Annotated in this window: 16 protein-coding genes; 6 read left to right on the top strand and 10 right to left on the bottom strand. The window is 68.0% G+C overall.

The features are described 5' to 3' along the window. Positions 1-16: 16 nt before the first annotated feature. Positions 17-997, bottom strand: coding sequence for a tripartite tricarboxylate transporter substrate binding protein (locus tag DD542_RS21975; RefSeq protein WP_127807068.1), 981 nt, complete (start codon positions 995-997; stop codon positions 17-19). Positions 998-1134: 137 nt separating this feature from the next. On the opposite strand from DD542_RS21975, the gene DD542_RS21970 reads away from it, so the two are divergent. The 4 genes from DD542_RS21970 to DD542_RS21955 all read left to right on the top strand — a co-directional run bounded on the left by DD542_RS21970 (position 1135) and on the right by DD542_RS21955 (position 5248). Further along, a complete protein-coding gene (locus DD542_RS21970; RefSeq protein ID WP_127807067.1) occupies positions 1135-2175 on the top strand; it encodes an AraC family transcriptional regulator in 1041 nt (346 codons plus the stop codon). 119 nt (positions 2176-2294) lie between these two features. Next, positions 2295-3275, top strand: a complete 981-nt coding sequence (locus DD542_RS21965) for a quinone oxidoreductase (protein ID WP_127807066.1) — start codon at positions 2295-2297, stop codon at positions 3273-3275. 20 nt (positions 3276-3295) lie between these two features. Continuing rightward, entirely contained in the window at positions 3296-4144 is an 849-nt protein-coding gene (locus DD542_RS21960; protein WP_127807065.1) for a TauD/TfdA family dioxygenase, read from the top strand. Between the two features lie 45 nt (positions 4145-4189). Continuing rightward, positions 4190-5248 (top strand): 3-keto-5-aminohexanoate cleavage protein, encoded by a 1059-nt coding sequence (locus DD542_RS21955; RefSeq protein WP_127807064.1) that lies wholly within the window; start codon positions 4190-4192, stop codon positions 5246-5248. Positions 5249-5280: 32 nt separating this feature from the next. On the opposite strand, the gene DD542_RS21950 is transcribed toward DD542_RS21955, so the two are convergent. Next, positions 5281-7425 (bottom strand): xanthine dehydrogenase family protein molybdopterin-binding subunit, encoded by a 2145-nt coding sequence (locus DD542_RS21950; RefSeq protein ID WP_079365194.1) that lies wholly within the window; start codon positions 7423-7425, stop codon positions 5281-5283. Between the two features lie 2 nt (positions 7426-7427). Then, positions 7428-7892 (bottom strand): (2Fe-2S)-binding protein, encoded by a 465-nt coding sequence (locus DD542_RS21945; protein WP_066155958.1) that lies wholly within the window; start codon positions 7890-7892, stop codon positions 7428-7430. 185 nt (positions 7893-8077) lie between these two features. Here DD542_RS21945 and DD542_RS21940 point away from each other — a divergent pair, with 185 nt between their 5' ends. Continuing rightward, on the top strand, positions 8078-9343 hold the full coding sequence (locus DD542_RS21940; protein WP_206610700.1) for an Hsp70 family protein: 1266 nt from the start codon (positions 8078-8080) through the stop codon (positions 9341-9343). Between the two features lie 8 nt (positions 9344-9351). Here DD542_RS21940 and DD542_RS21935 read toward each other — a convergent pair whose 3' ends face one another. From DD542_RS21935 to DD542_RS21915, 5 genes are all read right to left on the bottom strand, one after another. After that, a complete protein-coding gene (locus tag DD542_RS21935) occupies positions 9352-10263 on the bottom strand; it encodes a sugar phosphate isomerase/epimerase family protein (RefSeq protein ID WP_079365197.1) in 912 nt (303 codons plus the stop codon). A gap of 3 nt (positions 10264-10266) precedes the next feature. Further along, positions 10267-11187 (bottom strand): 4-hydroxyphenylpyruvate dioxygenase, encoded by a 921-nt coding sequence (locus tag DD542_RS21930; RefSeq protein ID WP_066155949.1) that lies wholly within the window; start codon positions 11185-11187, stop codon positions 10267-10269. Positions 11188-11215: 28 nt separating this feature from the next. Then, complete coding sequence (locus tag DD542_RS21925) at positions 11216-12709, bottom strand: tripartite tricarboxylate transporter permease (RefSeq protein WP_079365198.1); 1494 nt, start codon at positions 12707-12709, stop codon at positions 11216-11218. After that, entirely contained in the window at positions 12706-13218 is a 513-nt protein-coding gene (locus DD542_RS21920) for a tripartite tricarboxylate transporter TctB family protein (protein ID WP_127807062.1), read from the bottom strand. The genes DD542_RS21925 and DD542_RS21920 overlap by 4 nt, the downstream gene beginning before the upstream one ends. A 77-nt stretch (positions 13219-13295) precedes the next feature. Continuing rightward, positions 13296-14285: a tripartite tricarboxylate transporter substrate binding protein gene (locus DD542_RS21915; RefSeq protein ID WP_066155940.1), complete on the bottom strand. Its 990-nt coding sequence runs from the start codon at positions 14283-14285 to the stop codon at positions 13296-13298. Between the two features lie 167 nt (positions 14286-14452). Between DD542_RS21915 and DD542_RS21910 the strand changes: the two genes are divergently transcribed. Next, positions 14453-15283, top strand: a complete 831-nt coding sequence (locus tag DD542_RS21910) for an IclR family transcriptional regulator C-terminal domain-containing protein (protein ID WP_127807061.1) — start codon at positions 14453-14455, stop codon at positions 15281-15283. On the opposite strand, the gene DD542_RS21905 is transcribed toward DD542_RS21910, so the two are convergent. Together DD542_RS21905 and aroC are read right to left on the bottom strand one after the other, a co-directional pair. Continuing rightward, a complete protein-coding gene (locus tag DD542_RS21905; RefSeq protein ID WP_066155937.1) occupies positions 15280-16449 on the bottom strand; it encodes an MFS transporter in 1170 nt (389 codons plus the stop codon). The two genes, DD542_RS21910 and DD542_RS21905, sit on opposite strands and share 4 nt — an antisense overlap. Further along, a complete protein-coding gene (gene aroC, locus DD542_RS21900) occupies positions 16442-17542 on the bottom strand; it encodes a chorismate synthase (RefSeq protein WP_127807060.1) in 1101 nt (366 codons plus the stop codon). Before aroC ends, DD542_RS21905 begins: the two co-directional genes overlap by 8 nt. Positions 17543-17564: the final 22 nt, after the last annotated feature.

The raw sequence follows: 17564 nt of genomic DNA, 5'->3' as shown, positions 1-17564 counted from the left end.
GTGGGCACCGGCAGGCTCACTGGTTGAGCTTGATGTCGAAGGCCTTGACGATGGCCGCGTTGCGCTCGAAGTCGGCGCGCAGCGACTGCGCCATCTGCTCGGCGGTCTCGTCGCCACCCGCATCGAAGCCCGCTCCCAGCAGGCGGTCGCGCACCTTGGGCGAGGCCGCCGTCTTGTCCACCGCGGCATTGATCTTCTGCACCAGGGCGGGTGGCACGCTGCTGGCCACGATGATGCCGACCCAGTTGGTGAAGTCGAGGTCGGGGTAACCCTGTTCGGCCATGGTGGGCACGTTGGGCAGGTGCGGTGAGCGCTTTTTCCCGGCGACGCCGAAGGCCTGGATCTTGCCGGCCTCGACCATCTTCTTGGAGGTGGCCATGCCGTCGAACATCAGTTGCACCTGGCCACCCATGAGCTGTGCCAGCGCGGGCGGCGAGCCTGCGAAGGGCACGTGCTGCATGTCCAGCCCGGCCTTCTGGTTCAGGATCATGCCGGCGTAGTGCGAGCTGGTGCCCGTGCTGTACGACGCGAAGCTGACCTTGCCGGGGTTGGCCTTGACCCAGGCCACCACACCCTTGACGTCCTTGGCCGGCACGGTGGGTGCCCCCACCATGACCATGGTGGCGCGGGCGATGGCGGTCACCGGCTTGACGTCCTTGAGCGGGTCGAAGGCCGTCTTCATGACGTGCGGGATCTCGGTGAGGATGTTGCTCGCCGTCATCATGATGGTGTGGCCGTCGGGCGGCGCGGCCAGCATGGCCTGCACCGCGATGGCGCCGCCGGCGCCGGGCTTGTTCTCCACCACCACCGGCTGGCCGATGTCGGCCGCAAGCTGGTCGGCCACGATGCGGGCCACAACGTCCATGGTGCCGCCGGCCGGCGCGGGCACCAGCATGCGAACCGGCTTGTCGGTCCAGGCCATGGCGGCCGGCAAGGCGAATGCGAGGGCGGCGGCGCAGGCGGCGCGGCGCAGGGGCGGGAAACGGAAGGTGGTCATGGCGTGTCTCCAGTGTGGCGCAGGCCATCGGGCGGGCCTGTCGTGGCCCGGGTGTCGGACCGTGGGGCAAATCCTAGGCCTGCACCCCCCACTGTGCTTGTCCAATCGGGACATCGACTTTCGAAATTGGGACATTCATGGATTACCCCTACGTGCCCGTGGTGCGCAGCGCCAGCCTCTCCGGCTACGTCGAGCTGGCGCAGTCGCTGGGGCTGGATGCGCGCGCCCTGCTGCGCAAGGCCGGACTCTCGCCACGGGCGCTGGACGATCCCGAAACGCCGCTGAGCGCAGCGGCGGTGCGGGCGCTGCTGGAAGACAGCGCGCAGGCCAGCGGCGTGGACGACTTCGGCCTGCGCATGGCGGCGCGGCGCCACCTGGCCAACCTCGGCCCGATCAGCCTGGTGCTCAAGGAGGAGCCCACCGCGCGCGCCGCGCTGGACACGCTGTGCCGCTACCTGCGCCTGCTCAACGCCTCGCTGCTCACGCGGGTGGAGGACCACGGGCCGTTGGTGATCATCCGCGAGGAGATCCTGGTCGAGCAGTCGGCCAGCACGCGCCAGTCGATGGAGCTGGCGGTGGGCGTGATGTACCGCATCGTGCGCGAGCTGCTGGGCGGGCCGTGGAAGCCGGTGCGCGTGTGCTTCAAGCACCGGCCGCCGAAGGACGCGAAGGCGCACAAGGCCTTCTTCGGCACCTCGGTGGACTTCAACAGCGAGTTCAACGGCATCGTCTGCACCGCCGCCGACCTGCAGACCCCGCTGCCCGGCAACAACCCCGAGATGGCGCGCTTCGCCCGCCAGTACCTGGACCGCGCGCTCTCGGGCCGCCACCAGAGCACCAAGGCCACGGTGCAGCAACTGGTGGCCGCGCTGCTGCCCGGCGGGCGCTGCACCTCGCAGCAGGTGGCGCAGCACCTGGGCGTGGACCGCCGCACCATCCACCGCCACCTGGCGCGCGAGGGCGAGAGCTTCGCCACGCTGCTGCAGGCGGTGCGTTCCGAACTCGTGCTGCGCCAGGTGCAGGACAGCGACCTGCCGCTGTCCGAGGTGGCGCAGCTGCTGGGCTTCGCCGCGCCGGCGGCGTTTTCGCACTGGTTCCGCCACACCTTCGGCTGCAGCGTCACAGCCTGGCGGGCCCAGGAGAAAGCGAAAGCGGCGGTGCGTCAGGGTCAACCCTGACTGTCCCAAATTCGCAAATCAATGTCCCAGTTTGACAAGCATTCAAGGGTGGTGACTCCTACGATGCGTTCCATGGCCCGGACACCCGGCCCCCCGAACGCAACAAGGAGACACCCCCCATGGCCACTGCCATCCGCATGCACCGCACCGGCGGCCCCGAGGTGCTGGAGATCGAACAGGTCGAGGTGGGCGACCCAGGCCCGGGCCAGGTCCGCCTGCGCCACGCCGCCGTCGGCCTGAACTACGCCGACACCTACTTCCGCAACGGCACCTACCCCATGCCCCTGCCCGCCGGCATGGGCGTGGAGGCGGCGGGTGTGGTCGAGGCCGTCGGCCCCGATGTGAGCAACGTCGCCGTGGGCGACCGCGTCACCTACACCGGCTTCCTCAACACCCTGGGCGCCTACGCCACCGAGCGCCTCATCGCCGCGGCACCGCTCATCAAGCTGCCCGACGGCATCGGCTTCGAGACCGCCGCCGCCATGACCATGCGCGGCCTGACCTCGGCCTACCTGATGCGCCGCATCCACCCCTTCAAGGCCGGCGACACGCTGCTGCTGCACGCAGCGGCGGGCGGCGTGGGTCTGATCGTGGCGCAGTGGGCCAGGCTGCTGGGCATCACCGTCATCGGCACCGTGTCCACCGACGCCAAGGCCGAGGTCGCCAGGGCCCACGGCTGCACCCACACCATCAACTACAGCCACGAGGACGTGGCCGCCCGGGTGAAGGAACTCACCGGCGGACGCGGCGTGGACGTGGTGTTCGACAGCGTGGGCAAGACCACCTTCATGGCCTCGCTCGACTCGCTCAGGCGCCGCGGCCTGATGGTCTGCGTGGGCACGGCCAGCGGCCCCATCGAGGGCTTCAACCCCAACCTGCTGGCCATGAAGGGCTCGCTCTACCTCACGCGCCCGGCCCTGGCCGACTACATCGCCGACCCGGCCGAGAAGGCCGAACTCGCCGCCGAAGTGTTCGGCCACGTGGCGGCCGGCCGCATCCGCATCGACATCCACCAGCGCTACGCGCTCGGCGATGCGCAGCAGGCGCACCGCGACCTGGAGTCGCGCAAGACCACCGGTTCGTCGGTGTTCGTGATCTGAACCGCCCGAGGAGACACCCCATGAAGATCGAGCAACTCACCTGCGCCATCGGCGCGGAAGTCAGCGGCGTGAGCCTGGCCGATGCGGCGCGCGACAACGCGCTGTACGAGGAGATGAAGGCCGCGCTGCTCAGGCACAAGGTGCTGTTCCTGCGCGACCAGGACATTTCGCGCGCCGACCACGTGGCCTTCGCGCGCCGCTTCGGCGAGCTGGAAGACCACCCGGTGGCCGGCAGCGACCCGGAACACCCGGGCCTGGTGCGAATCTACAAGACGCCCGACGCGCCCAACGACCGCTACGAGAACTCGTGGCACACCGACGCCACCTGGCGCGAGGTGCCGCCCATGGGCTGCGTGCTGCGCTGTGTGGAATGCCCGCCGGTGGGCGGCGACACCATGTGGGCCAATATGGCGCTGGCCTACGAGCGGCTGCCCGAGCCGGTCAAGCAGCAGATCGCCGGCCTGCGCGCGCGCCACAGCATCGAATGCACCTTCGGCGCGGCCATGCCCATCGAGCGCCGCCTCGCGCTCAAGGCCCAGTTTCCCGACGCCGAGCACCCGGTGGTGCGCACCCACCCCGAGACCGGTGAGAAGGTGCTGTTCGTCAACGGCTTCACCACCCACTTCACCAACTTCCACACGCCCGAGAACGTGCGCTATGGGCAGGACTTCACCCAGGGCAGCTCGGCCCTGCTGCAGTACCTGATCAGCCAGGCCGCGATTCCCGAATACCAGGTGCGCTGGCGCTGGAAGCCCAACAGCGTGGCCATCTGGGACAACCGGTCCACCCAGCACTACGCGGTGATGGACTACCCCCCTTGCCACCGAAAGATGGAACGCGCCGGCATCGTCGGCACGCCCACCTTCTGACCGTTCACCTTCTGATCGCCCCATTCAACGCACCCGGAGACAACCATGAACTTCCTCGACGGTCACCTCTTCCCCGAGAACCAGCAACCCCTGGTCATCACCGCCGCCCCCTACGGTCCCGAGTGGATTCCTTCGGACTTCCCCGAGGACATCGCCGTGACCATGGAAGAGCAGGTACAGAAAGCCGTGGACTGCTACAACGCCGGCGCCACCGTGCTGCACCTGCACGTGCGCGAGCTGGACGGCAAGGGCAGCAAACGCCTGTCCAAGTTCAACGAGCTGATCGCCGGCGTGCGAGAGGCGGTTCCCGAGATGGTGATCCAGGTCGGCGGATCGATCTCGTTCGCGCCGGTCGGCGAAGGCGAGATCGCCAAGTGGCTGTCCGACGACACGCGCCACATGCTGGCCGAGCTGACGCCCAAGCCCGACCAGGTGACCGTGACCGTCAACACCACCCAGATGAACGTGACCGAACACATGGAAGAGGCCGACATCGCCGGCACCTCCATGGCCACGCCCGAGGGTCGCCGCGCCTACACGGAGATGGTGGTGCCCTCCACGCCCAGCTTCGTCGAGGAACACGTCAGGCGCCTGTCCGCCGCCGGCATCCAGAGCGCCTTCCAGTTCTACAACCTCAACAGCTTCGAGACCGTGGAGCGCCTGATCCGCCGCGGTGTCTACAAGGGCCCGCTGGTGTGCAACTGGGTCGCCATCAGCGGTGGCATGGACGCGCCCAACATCTACAACCTGGCCAACTTCCTGCGCGCCATCCCCGACGGCACCATGCTCACCGTCGAGAGCAGCATGCGCAACACCCTGCCGATCAACATGATGGGCATGGCCATGGGTCTGCACGTGCGCTGCGGCATCGAGGACAACCTCTGGAACCAGAGCCGCACCGAGAAGATGAGCACCGTGCAGCAGATCCGGCAGCTGGTGCGCGTGGCCAACGAGTTCGGTCGCCCCGTCGCCAACGGCCAGCAGGCGCGCGAGATCCTGAAGATCGGCGTGTTCTACGACACCGTGGAAGAGACCCTGGCGGCCAACGGCTTCTCGCCCAACGCACCGGGACGCCAGCAGGGTTTCCTGCGCAAGGTGGCCTGAAAGAAAAAGGGGGCCATCGGCCCCCTGTGCGATCAGGCTTTCTTGAGCTGCGAGGTGTCGAACGGCAGGCTGCGCAGGCGCTTGCCAGTGGCCGCGAAGATCGCGTTGGCCACCGCCGGCGCCACCGGTGGCGTGCCGGGCTCGCCGATGCCGCCGGGCTTCTCGGTGCTCTTGACGATGTGCACCTCGACCTTGGGCATCTCGTTGTGGCGCAGCACCGGGTAGTCGTGGAAGTTGCCCTGTTCGACCCTGCCGTCCTTGAGGCTGATCCTGCCGTACAGCGCGGCCGACAGCCCGTAGACGATGGCGCCCTCGACCTGGCGCTCGATGATGGTGGGGTTCACCGTCATGCCGCAGTCCACTGCGGCCACCACGCGGTGCACCTTGGGCGTGCCATCGGCGTTGATCGAGACTTCGGCCACCTCGGCCACATAACTGCCGAAACTCTGCACCACCGCGATGCCGCGGAACACGCCCGCCGGCAGCGGCTTGCCCCAGCCGGCCTTCTCGGCCGCCACTTCCAGCACCTGCCTGTAGCGCGGCTGCTGGTCCATCAGCGCGCGGCGGAACTCGAACGGGTCCTTGCCCGCGGCGTGCGCCATCTCGTCGATGAAGCCTTCCATGAAGAAGCTGTTCTGCGAGTGGCCGACCGAGCGCCAGAACCAGACGCTGGGCCCAGGCTCGCGCCGGCCGTAGGTGATGAGCTGGTTGGGCACGCTGTAGGGGTGGTCGTTGATGCCCTCCATCGCAAAGCTGTCGACGCCGCTCTCGGGGATCTTCATGAAGCCCGAGGCCGCCATGATGGACGGCGAGCCCACGCCGGCCTTGAGCAGCACCGCGTTGCCCTGGGCGTCCAGGCCGCCGGTGAACTTGGCCACCGAAGCCGGGCGGTAGAAGCCGGCGGCCATGTCGTCCTCGCGGGTGTAGACCAGCTTGACCGGCGCGCCGCTGATCTTGGACAGCAGGGTGGCGTCGATCACGAAGTCGGGCGCGAAACGCCGGCCGAAGCCGCCGCCCAGCATCATGGTGTTGACCTTGACCTTGCCCGGGTCGACCGAGGCCACCTGGCTAAGGATGCCCTGCACCGGCCCCTGGCTCTGCGTGCCGGCCCAGATTTCCACGCCGTCGGGCTTGACCCAGGCGGTGCAGTTCATCGGCTCCATGCAGGCGTGCGCGAGATAGGGCGCCTCGTAGGTGGCCTCGACCAGCTTGGCCGGGGTGATGCCGGCGTCGCCCGCCTTGAGCGCCACCGCGTCGGCCTTGCTGGCGCCGTCGGTCAGCATGGCCGTGACCTTGGCCGAATCGAGCCCGGCCTTGTCGCCAAAGTCCCAGTCCACCTTCAACGCGTCGCGGCCCTTCTTCGCCGCCCAGTAACCCGTGGCCAGCACCGCCACACCGGTGGGCAGCGTGATCACCTGCTTCACGCCCTTGACCGCCTTGGCCGCCGTGTCGTCCACCTTGGCCACCTTCACGCCCGGCAGGGGCGCGCGCGCCATCACGGCCACCAGCATGCCGGGCAGGTTGACGTCGATGCCGAACTTGGCCGAACCGTTGGTCTTGCCCGCCGTGTCCAGCCGGGCCTTGCGCTGGCCGAGGATCTTGAAGTCCTTCGGGTCCTTCAGCGCCACCTTCTCGGGCGCCTTCTGTTTTGACGCCGCCTCGGCGAGCTGGCCGTAGCTCAGCTTCTTGCTGCCGTGCATCACGTGGCCGGCCTCGGTGCGGCATTCGCCGGCCGGCACCTTCCATTGCTCGGCCGCGGCCGCCACCAGCATGGCGCGCGCGGTGGCGCCGGCGTTGCGCATCACGTCCCAGTGGCCGCGCACCGTGGTCGAACCGCCGGTCGCCTGCATGCCGAAGGCGGGGTTGTTGAAGGCCTGGCTCACCGGCGCCTGCTCCACGCCCACCGTGGCCCAGTCGGCGTCCAGCTCTTCGGCCATCAGCTGCGGGATCGCGGTCAGCACGCCCTGCCCCATCTCGGAGCTGCCGCAGACCACGGTGACGCGGTTGTCGGGCGTGATGCGCAGCCAGGCGTTGGGCGTGAAGGCGGTGTCGGTCGCTGCCAGAGCCCGGCCGCCCATGGACGGCAGGGTGAAGCCGACGACCAGGGCGGCGCCTGAACCGGCCATGAAGCCGCGGCGGCTGGTCTCGAAGGCGTGGGAATCGTTGGTGGTGCTCATGATCAGGCTCCCTGCAGGGCGGTCGCAGCGTCCTTGATGGCCGCCTTGATCTGGTTGTAGGTGCCGCAGCGGCAGATGTTGCCGCTCATGGCCTCGTCGATGTCCTTGTCGCTGGGCCTGGGCTTGGCGGTCAGCAGCGCGGTGGCGCTCATGATCTGGCCGCTCTGGCAGTAGCCGCACTGCGGCACGTCGTGCTTGACCCAGGCGGCCTGCACGGCCTTGCCGGCCTTGCTGTTGCCAATGGCCTCGATGGTCACCACTTTCTTGCCGGTGGCGGCCGACAGCGGGGTGGAGCAGGAGCGCACCGGCTGACCGTCCAGGTGCACGGTGCAGGCGCCGCACAGCGCCATGCCGCAGCCGAACTTGGTCCCGGTGAGTTGCAGGTCTTCGCGCAGCGCCCAGAGCAGGGGCATGTCGGGTTCGGCGTCGAGCGACGCCGCTTTCCCGTTGACAGTGATGTTCAACATGGGGTGTGTCTCCTGTAGGGTTCGCCCGGCGATCAAGGCGCCAAGGTCGTTTTGCAATGTAACGAGCAGCCACCCGGCCCCTGAGCCGGGCAAACCCTTGTCCTACGTTGGTGTGGGGACAAGCTGTTCCGTTTCGGGTCACCCGGCGCGGTGGCAGAATGCCGCTCCCCTTGTTGGCCCCATATATGCATCCAGACTCCCACGGCACCCTCGGCATCGACTTCGGCACCTCCAACTCCGCCATGTCCTGGGCCGCCCCCGACGGCCTGTCGCGCCTGATCCCGCTCGAAGGCGACGCCGTCTCCATGCCCACCGCCGTGTTCTTCAACAGCGAAGACCACCGCACCCACTTCGGCCGCGACGCCGTGGCCCAGTACCTCGCCGGCACCGAAGGCCGGCTGATGCGCTCGCTCAAGAGCCTGCTGGGCAGCCCGCTGATCCACGAAAGCACCGAGGTCAACCACCGCCCCGTCAGCTTCCTGGAGATCGTGACCACCTTCCTGGCCGAACTGCGCGAGCGCGCCACCCGCTCGCTGGGCAGCGCGCCCGGGCGCGTGGTCATGGGCCGGCCGGTGCACTTCGTGGACGACGACCCGGCGCGCGACGCGGCGGCCCAGCAGTCGCTGCTGGAAGCCGCGCAGGCCGCCGGCTTCCGCGAGGTGCGCTTCCAGCTCGAACCCATCGCCGCCGCGCTGGACCACGAGCGCCGCCTGGCGCGCGAATCCCTGGTGCTGATCGTAGACATCGGCGGCGGCACCTCCGACTTCACCGTGGTGCGCCTGGGCCCTGATCGCATCGCGCGGCCCGACCGGGCAGACGACGTGCTGGCTACCACCGGCGTGCACATCGGTGGCACCGACTTCGACCACCGGCTCAGCCTGGAACAGGTGATGCCGCTGCTGGGTTACCGCCACCTCGGCCCGCAAGGCCGCGAAGTGCCCAGCCGCACCTTCTTCGACCTTTCCACCTGGCACCTGATCCAGTGGCTCTACCTGCCCAAGGCGGTCAGCCAGGCGCAGTCGCTGCGCGTGAACTACAGCGATGTGCGGCTGCACGAGCGGCTGATGCGCGTGCTGCGCGAGCGCCACGGCCACCACATCGCCCACGAGGTCGAGCAGGCCAAGATCCGCTGCTCGATGGCCGACGCCGACACCACCGTGGACCTCTCCATCGTCGAAGCCGCCCTCACGGCGCCGCTGGGCACGGCCGCGCTGCGCGAGCACCTGGGCGGGCTGCTGGATCGCACCGTGGTCTGCGCTCGGGAATGTGTGCAACGCGCCGGCCTGCGAAACGACCAGCTCGATGCCGTCTACCTCACCGGCGGCTCCTCCGCCCTGCGGCCGTTCCAGCAGACGCTGCGCGCGGCGTTCCCGGGCGTGCCGCTGATCGAGGGGGACCTGTTTGGCGGCGTGGCGTCGGGGCTGGCGTACGGCACCGGGCGTTCAGCGTAACGCCCGCTTCAGCCCACCGACTTCAGCCGCATCTGGTTGGGCAGCGGCACCGAGCGGCGCAGCACGTCCTCGGCCAGCCAGAGCGCGGCGCGCTTGCCGCGCTCGGCCACCATGGGCAGCGGCATCTGCTGGTAGTCGTCGTTGAATACCTCGAAGCTGTAGTCGCCCGCGTAGCCGAGCCTGTCCAGCCGCAGCACGAGGTCGACGATCTGCTCGCTGTGCACCCCTTCGCCGGGGAAGACGCGGAAGGTGCGCGCGGTCGCCATGCGCTCCTCGAAGGTCTTGGCCTCCTGCCACATGAAGTCGGAGAGCTGCACCAGGAAGATCTTGCTCGGGTCGAGGTAGTCGATCTCGTCCAGCGCCGTCTTGGCCGCGAAGATGTGGAACGAGTCCAGGCCAATGCCAAGGTTCGGGCAGTCGGCGCGGCAGACCACGTCCCAGGCGGCGGTGAACTCGTTGATGGTGCGGCCCCAGGACAGGCCTTCGTAGGCGATCCGGATGCCCAGCGGCAGCGCCAGCATGGCCAGCTTGCGCAGGTCGCGCGCGAGGTGGTCGAGGTCCTGCGTGGCGTGGGCCGAGGTGGACGAGCAGGCCAGCAGCACCTTGCAGTCCAGCGCCGCGCACATCTCCAGCATGGCCTTGGCGATGTCGATCTTGTAGTGGTGCAGATGGCCCGAGAGGCCCTCGAAGTCGCGCAGCACCTGGAAGCCCGTGCCGCGCAGACCACTGGCCTTGACGGCCGCGACGGCGGCCTCGATGCCGCCCGGGTGGCCGTTGATGTCGTTGGCCTTGAGCATGACCTGCGAGAAACCCGCGGCCTTCATGGCGGCCAGCTTGGCTTCGAGCGGGCCGGCGAGCGTGATGGTGTCCATGCCGAAGCCGGAGATGGCTTCGACGATGGCGGCGTGGGAAGGCTTCATGGCTCAGCCTCCGGCGCGCTCGCTGTGCACCAGCTCGAACACCACCGAACCCAGGTAGGTCTTGGTGATGGCGCCGCGCTGCTCGGTGTGCGCCGCTTCGGTCTCGACGAACTCGACGCCCAGCGCGCGCAGCGCCTTCACCGCCGCCAGCACGTCGGGCACGCCCAGGCCGATGCGCTGCAGCTTCTCGTCGGCGTCGTACACGTTCACCGGCGGCTCCACCAGCTGCAGCATGAAGCGCTGCGACGGGTCCAGCGCCGGGGTGCGCAGCAGCGTGCCCTTGGGCATGATGCCGAAGCGCTGGTCGTCGGGAATGACCTCGGTGCCGAACAGCTCGTCGTAGAAGGCGATCCAGTCGTTGCTGCGCTCCGGGCCGATGTACTGCACGATGCCGAAGAAGTGGATGCCGGCGGTGGCGGGCGGCTTCTGGTCCACCGTGGGGATGGGCACGAAGTCCACGTCGTAGATCGAGAACTCCTTGTAGCGGTCCACGAAGTAGATGCGGCTGCCGCCGGCGCCGTGGATGGCCGGGATGTTCAGCTCCATCACCTCGGCGTGCGTCGGCACCGACCAGGCGCCGCGCTCCAGCACATAGTGGTAGGCGGCACGCGCATCGCGCACGCGCAGCGCCATCGCGGAAATCGAGGGCACGTCGCTGCCGTGGCTGGCGCCCTGGGCATCACTGGGGTGGGCGTTGACGACGATGTTCAGCCCACCCTGGCGGTAGAGCAGGATCTCGCGCGAGCGGTGGCGCGCCACCGGGCGGAAACCCATCATCTCCAGCACCTGGCCCAGGGCCTGGGGTTTGGTGGTGGCGTATTCGATGAACTCGATGCCGTCCAGGCCCAGGGGGTTGGCGGCGTCGCTGAACGAAGCCTGAAGGGGCTCGCGGCCAGCGGCGGTGTTGAGCAGCAGATCACTCATGGCAAGACTCCATGCAAAAAAGGGAATATCAGGTGCGACCGCGCAACCGCTTCCAGCAGGTCGACTGGCTGGCGATGGTCAGTGTCAGCGCGATCAGGATCACGAGCGACAGCGGCGATGTGAAGAATTCGCCCGCAAACTGCACCGGGTTGCCCTCGGCCGAGATCATGGCCTGTCGGTAGCTCTTGTCCATCAGCGGACCCAGGATCATGCCCAGGATCACCGGCCCCACCTGGAAGCCGTACATCTTCAGGAAGTAACCGAGCACGCCGAAACCGAGCATCCAGTACACATCCACCGGGTTGTTGTTGATCGCGTACGCACCCACGGCCGACAGCACCAGGATCACCGGCAACAGGATGGGTTTGGGCGTTTCGACGATCTTGGCGAACAGCCGGATGCCGGTGAGACCGAACACCAGCAGGAAGATGTTGGCCAGTGTGAGACTGCCCACGATGAACCAGAACAGGTGCGGCGTTTCCACCATCAGCATCGGGCCGGGCTTGAGACCGTGGATGTACATGGCACCGATGATCACGGCGGTGACGGCGTCGCCAGGTATGCCCAGCGTGAGCATCGGGATGTAGGCGCCGCCCACGGCCGCATTGTTGGCCGACTCCGGCGCCACCAGCCCTTCGTAGGCACCCTCGCCGAACGGCCGCGACGGGTCTTTGACCGTGCGCTTGGCGTGGTCGTAGGCCATCAGTGCGGCAATGTCGCCACCGGCGCCGGGCAGCGCGCCCACCACCACACCGATGGTGGAGGTGCGCGCGGTCAGCGGCAGGTATTTGCGCAGCAGGCTCCAGGACGGCAGGATTTTCGAGACGTCCTGCTTGATCGCCTGGAGCTTGAGTTCGTGCAGCTGGCACAGCACCTCGGCCACGCCGAAGAAGCCGATCATGGCTGCCACATAGGAGATGCCCGCGGTCAGCTGCAGGCTGCCAAAGGTGAAGCGCGACTCGGCGGTCATCGGGTCGAGCCCGACCGAGCCGATCAGCACGCCCAGGGCCCCGGCAAAAATGCCCTTGGCCAGCGAGCCACCCGAGAGACTGCCCACCAGCAGGATGCCCCAGATGGCCAGCATCAGGTAGTCGCGCGGCGCGAACTGGAGCGCCAGATCCGCCACCGCCGGCGCGGCCACGGCCAGCGCCAGGATGCCGATGAAACCACCCACCACAGAGACCACCGTGGTCAGCCCGATGGCGGTGCCGGCCTCGCCCCGCTTGGCCAGCGGGTAGCCGTCCAGCCCGGTGGCAATGGCCGAGGGCGCGCCGGGAATGTTCAGCAGGATGGCGCTGCGCGAGCCGCCATAGACGCCGCCCAGGTAAATGCCCGAGATCAGCGCCAGCGCCGAGTTGACCTCCCATTTGAAGGTGAACGAGATCAGGATGGACACCGCCATCGTCACCGACAGGCCGGGAATGGCGCCGATGTAGATGCCGGCGAAGGTGCCCGCCGCGGTCAGCAGCAGCAACCGGACGTCGACCCAGCTGATGAAGAAATAGTTGAGCGCTTCGATCACGCGGCGGCTCCGTTGAACAGGCCCTGCAGCAGGGTGCCGCTGGGCAGCACCACCGAGAACAAGGTCTGGAAGATCCCGTAGATCGCGGCCAGTGCCAGCGCCGACACCAGCAGGTTCAGGCCCCAGCGGCGGCTGCCCAGCAGCGCCATCGACACCACCAGGAACAGGTAGGACGCCAGCAGAAAGCCCAGTGGTTGCAGCAGCACCATGTACAGCGCGATGGCGACCGTGAAGCCCACCACCACTGGCGGCGTGAGGCGCCGCACGAATTGCGCCGCCAGCGACTCACCGGCCCGAGTCTCGGTCGGTGCCGAGCGCGCCGCATCCCGCAGGATCAGCACGGCGCAGACCACCATGATCGCTGCAGCGAACATCGGGAACGCGCCCGCAGACGTGAGCGACTCGAACTTCGAGATGCCGTACGCCGTCCACAGAAGAAAGAGGCTGGCCAGCAGCAGCACGGCCAGAAAGCTCAGCTCGCCAGGGAGCCGTTGTCGGGTGGGTTGCATGGTGGGTTACGCAAGGGTTCAGGCACAAACGCGCAGCCGTCCGGCCGGGACCGGACAGGCTGCGGACAGGCGGACGCTCAGGGCTTGGCGATGCCCAGCTCGGCCGGGTTCTTCTTAGCGACGCCCACTTCCTGGTAGGTCCAGGAAGTGACCGACTGCCACTTCTTGAGGAAAGCGTCGGCTTCGGCGCCCGAGATGTTCATCATCACGTTGCCACGGCTGGCCATCAGTTCGCGGAACTTCGGATCGTCGCCGGCCTTCTTGAATGCCGCCGTCAGCCTGGCCTTGACCGCATCCGGCACATCGCGCTTGACGAACACGCCGTAGAACGGCCCCCAGGGCAGGTACTTCTCCAGCGTCGGCAGGTCCTGTGTGATCGGCGGCACATCGCCGAACGGCTTCTCATCCACCACCGCCAGGGCCTTCAGGCGGCCGGCCTTGATGTGCTCGGCGGCCGCGCCCGCACCCACGAACATGAAGTCCACATGGCCGCCCAGCAGCGCCGTCAGACCCGGGCCGTCGCCATCGAACGGCACCGAGGTGACCGGAAATTTGGTGGCTGTCGACACCATGGCCCCCACGGTGAAGGGCAGGCCGCCGGCGCCGGTGGACCCCTGCTTCACCTTGCCAGGATTGGCCTGGATCTCGGCCAGCATGTCCTTGAAGCCCTTCCAGGGCTTGGCGGCGTTGGTCACCAGCAGCACATTGCCGCGGGCGGCGATGGTGACCGGGTAGAACTTGCTGTAGTCCAGCTCGCTGATGGCCAGCACCGGGTGCAGCTGCGGGTTTTCGGCACCAAACAGCAGCGTGTAGCCGTCGCTGGGCTGCTGGTACACGAAGTTCGTGGCGATGGCGCCGACGCCGCCCGGCTTGTTCTGCAGCACGATCTTCTTGCCCAGCGCCTCCTCGGCCACCGGCGCCAGCGCGCGGCTGACCACGTCGCTGGCGCCGCCGGCGCCCCACTGGATCACCCCGCTCAGTTCACGGTCAGGAAAGCCCTGTGCGGCACCGATCGTGGAAAAGGCGGCCAGCGCGACCGTGGCCAGGAATTGACGGCGAAGGTTCATGGTGATGTCTCCAAGGTTGGGTGGAAAAACGGAAATAGCCGGGAACACCCGAGCACTCTATGAAAGGAACGGCCAACTTCCTACTTCTGGGCCGCCCAAGTGATCGATAATCGATCGATATCGATCAATCATCGATCATTTCTGGTACTTCCCCCAATGCCTCCCCCATGAACTCCCGGACCACCATCGACAGTGCGCGCGCGGCAACGGCGGCTGCGTCTGCGCCCGGGCGGGGGCATCCCGCGCTTGAACGCCGCGACTGGATCGCCGGTCTTGAAAAAGGGCTGGCCATCATCGAAGCCTTCGACGACCAGCACCCGCGCCTGACCGCCAGCCAGGCCGGCGCGCGCTGCGGCCTGACCCGCACCGCTGCGCGGCGTTACCTGCTGACCTTGGCACACCTGGGCTATGTGGGCACCGACGGCAAGCTGTTCTGGCTGATGCCGCGCATCATGCGGCTGGGGCATGCGTATCTGGAGTCGGCGCGCCTGCCAAGACAGGTGCAACCCTTTCTCCAGCGGATCGTGGGCGGCACCCAGGAGATCGCGTATCTCGCGGTGCTGGACGGCGAGGACGCCGTCTACATCGCCCGCGGTGGGTCGCCAAGGCACATGTTCGAAGGCTACATGCTGGGCACGCGCGTGCCCGCCCAGGTCACCGCTGCCGGCCTGGCCATTCTGTCGATGCTCAGCGAGCCCAGCCTGAACGAGTGGCTGCTGGCGCATCCATTGCGCGCCTTCACCTCGTTCACCGTCTCCAGCAAGGACCAGCTGCGCGCAGAACTCAAACGCTGCCGGCGCCAGGGCTGGGTGTTGTCGGAACAGCAGCTGGAACTGAACCACCGCGGTATCGCCGTGCCTCTGCTGGACCGCAACAACAATGTGCACGGCGCGATCAGCGTCACCATGCCGATCAACCAGGAAAGCAGCGAGGATGCGGTCAAGCGCGTGCTGCCGGTGCTGCAGGAAGCGGCGCGCGGGCTGCGCAACCTGATCTAGGCGCGGTGCTCCAGCCGGCGCAGGCGCCAGGCGCACAGCGTCGCCACCCCCGCCAGCGCGCCCGCCAGCCAGAACACGCTGGCCAGGCCCAGCGCCGACGACAGCACGCCGCCGCCCAGCCCGCCGAGCGTGCCCGGCAGGCCGTAGCCGATCACGGTGTACAGCGCCTGGCCGCGCCCGCGCAGCCGGCCGGGAAAGTGGTGCGAGATCAGTGCGATGCAGACCGTGTGGTGCGCCGCGAAGGTGATGGCGTGCAGCGCCTGCGCGGCCAGCAGCAGCGGCCAGACCTGCGGCAGGCCGGCGGTCAGGCCCATGCGCAGCACCATCAGTGCCGAGGCCAGCACCAGCCAGCCGGTCAGGCTGAGCCGGGGCAGCCAGCGCCCCTGGGTGAAGAACCAGCCGATCTCGATCAACACCGACACCGCCCACAAGAGTCCGATCACCGTCTTGCTGTAGCCCAGGCTGTCCAAGTAGAGCGAGAAGAAGACGTAGATGGCGATGTGCGCGAGGATGTGGAAGAACACCGACGCGAAGAACCAGCGCACCGCGGACTGCCTGAGCAGCGGCCAGATGGCGGGGTGGTCGTCGTCGTGGTGCGCCGCCTCCTTGTGGTCGGGCAGCCACCAGACGCTGGCCACCACCGCCACCAGGGTCAACAGCGTCCATGCCGGGAAATGACCGAGCCCGAAGTGCTCGAACCACCAGCCGGCGACCATCACCGTGAGCAGGAAGCCCAGCGAGCCCCAGAGCCGCACACGGCCGTAGCGTTTTGCGTCGAACGCCCCGCCCTGGCTGACCAGGTGCGCCAACGCGGCCTCGCTCATCGGCATCATGGCGCTGGTATGGGTGAACATCAGCAGCAGCACGGCAAACAGCGCAACCGGGCCCAGCGGAAACCACAGCGCCAGCGAGAAGACCAGCGCCGCCGTGGCCCCATAGCGCAGCAGCTTGACGCGTTCGCCCGTGCGGTCTGACAGCGTGCCCCAAGCGTAGGGTGCGAACAGGCGGGTCGCTGACTGCACCGAGGTCAGCACGCTGATGGCGAACAGCCCGAACCCCAGGTCTTTCAGCCAGAGCGGCAGGTAGGGGTTGAAGAAGCCGATGTGCGCGAAGTAACTCGCGGACAGGGCAGCGAAGGGCAGGAGTTGCTTGCGCTGTTCAGGCACGCGACGCGGCAGCGATATCCGGTGTCTCGACCGTCACATCGCCGCACTGCGCACGGTGGCGCAGCGCGTGGTCCATCACCACCAGGGCCAGCAGGGCTTCCATGATGGGCGCGGCGCGGATGCCGACGCAGGGGTCGTGGCGGCCCTTGGTGATGACCTCGGTCGGCTGGCCTGACACGTCGATGGAGTCGCGTGGGACCAGGATGGAACTGGTGGGCTTGATGGCGACCGACACGTCCAGGTCCTGCCCGGTGCTGATGCCGCCGAGCACGCCGCCCGCCTTGTTGCCGACGAAGCCGTTCGGGGTGAGCGAGTCGCCGTGGGTGCTGCCCTTGTCGGCCACCGACGCAAAACCGGCGCCGATCTCCACACCCTTGACCGCGTTCAGGCCCATCATGGCGTAGGCGATGTCGGCGTCCAGCTTGTCGTACAGCGGCTGGCCCAGGCCCACCGGCATGTTCTTCGCGACCACGCGCAGGCGCGCGCCACACGAATCGCCGCTCTTGCGCAGTTCGTTCATGTAGGCCTCCAGCGCCGACACATCGGCCACCGGGGCGAAGAACGGGTTGTTGGGCACATGCTCCCAGCTCTCGAAACCGATCGGTACCTCGCCGATCTGCGTCATGCAGGCGTGGAAGGTGGTGCCGAACTTCTCCTTGAGCCACTTCCTGGCGACGGCGCCGGCCGCCACCGTGGGCGCCGTGAGGCGGGCCGAGCTGCGGCCACCACCGCGCGGGTCGCGGATGCCGTACTTCTGCCAGTAGGCGTAGTCGGCGTGGCCGGGGCGGAAGGTCTGCAGGATGTTGCCGTAGTCCTTGCTGCGCTGGTCGGTGTTGCGGATCAGCAGGGCAATCGGCGTGCCGGTGGTCCGGCCCTCGTACACGCCACTGAGAATCTCGACGGCGTCGGGCTCGTTGCGCTGGGTGACGAACTTGCTGGTGCCGGGGCGGCGGCGGTCCAGGTCGTGCTGGATGTCGGCTTCGGTCAGCGACATGCCGGGCGGGCAGCCGTCGATCACGCAGCCGATGGCCGGGCCGTGGGATTCACCGAAGTTGGTGACGCAAAACAGGGTGCCGAAGGTGTTGCCGCTCATGGGCTCCGATTATCGCCAAGCA

This window comes from Hydrogenophaga sp. NH-16, from assembly GCF_004006415.1.
GTDB classification, from domain to species: Bacteria; Pseudomonadota; Gammaproteobacteria; order Burkholderiales; family Burkholderiaceae_C; genus Hydrogenophaga; species Hydrogenophaga pseudoflava.
Note: the sequence above shows the minus strand (reverse complement) of the source record. Positions and strands in the feature narration are given on the sequence as shown.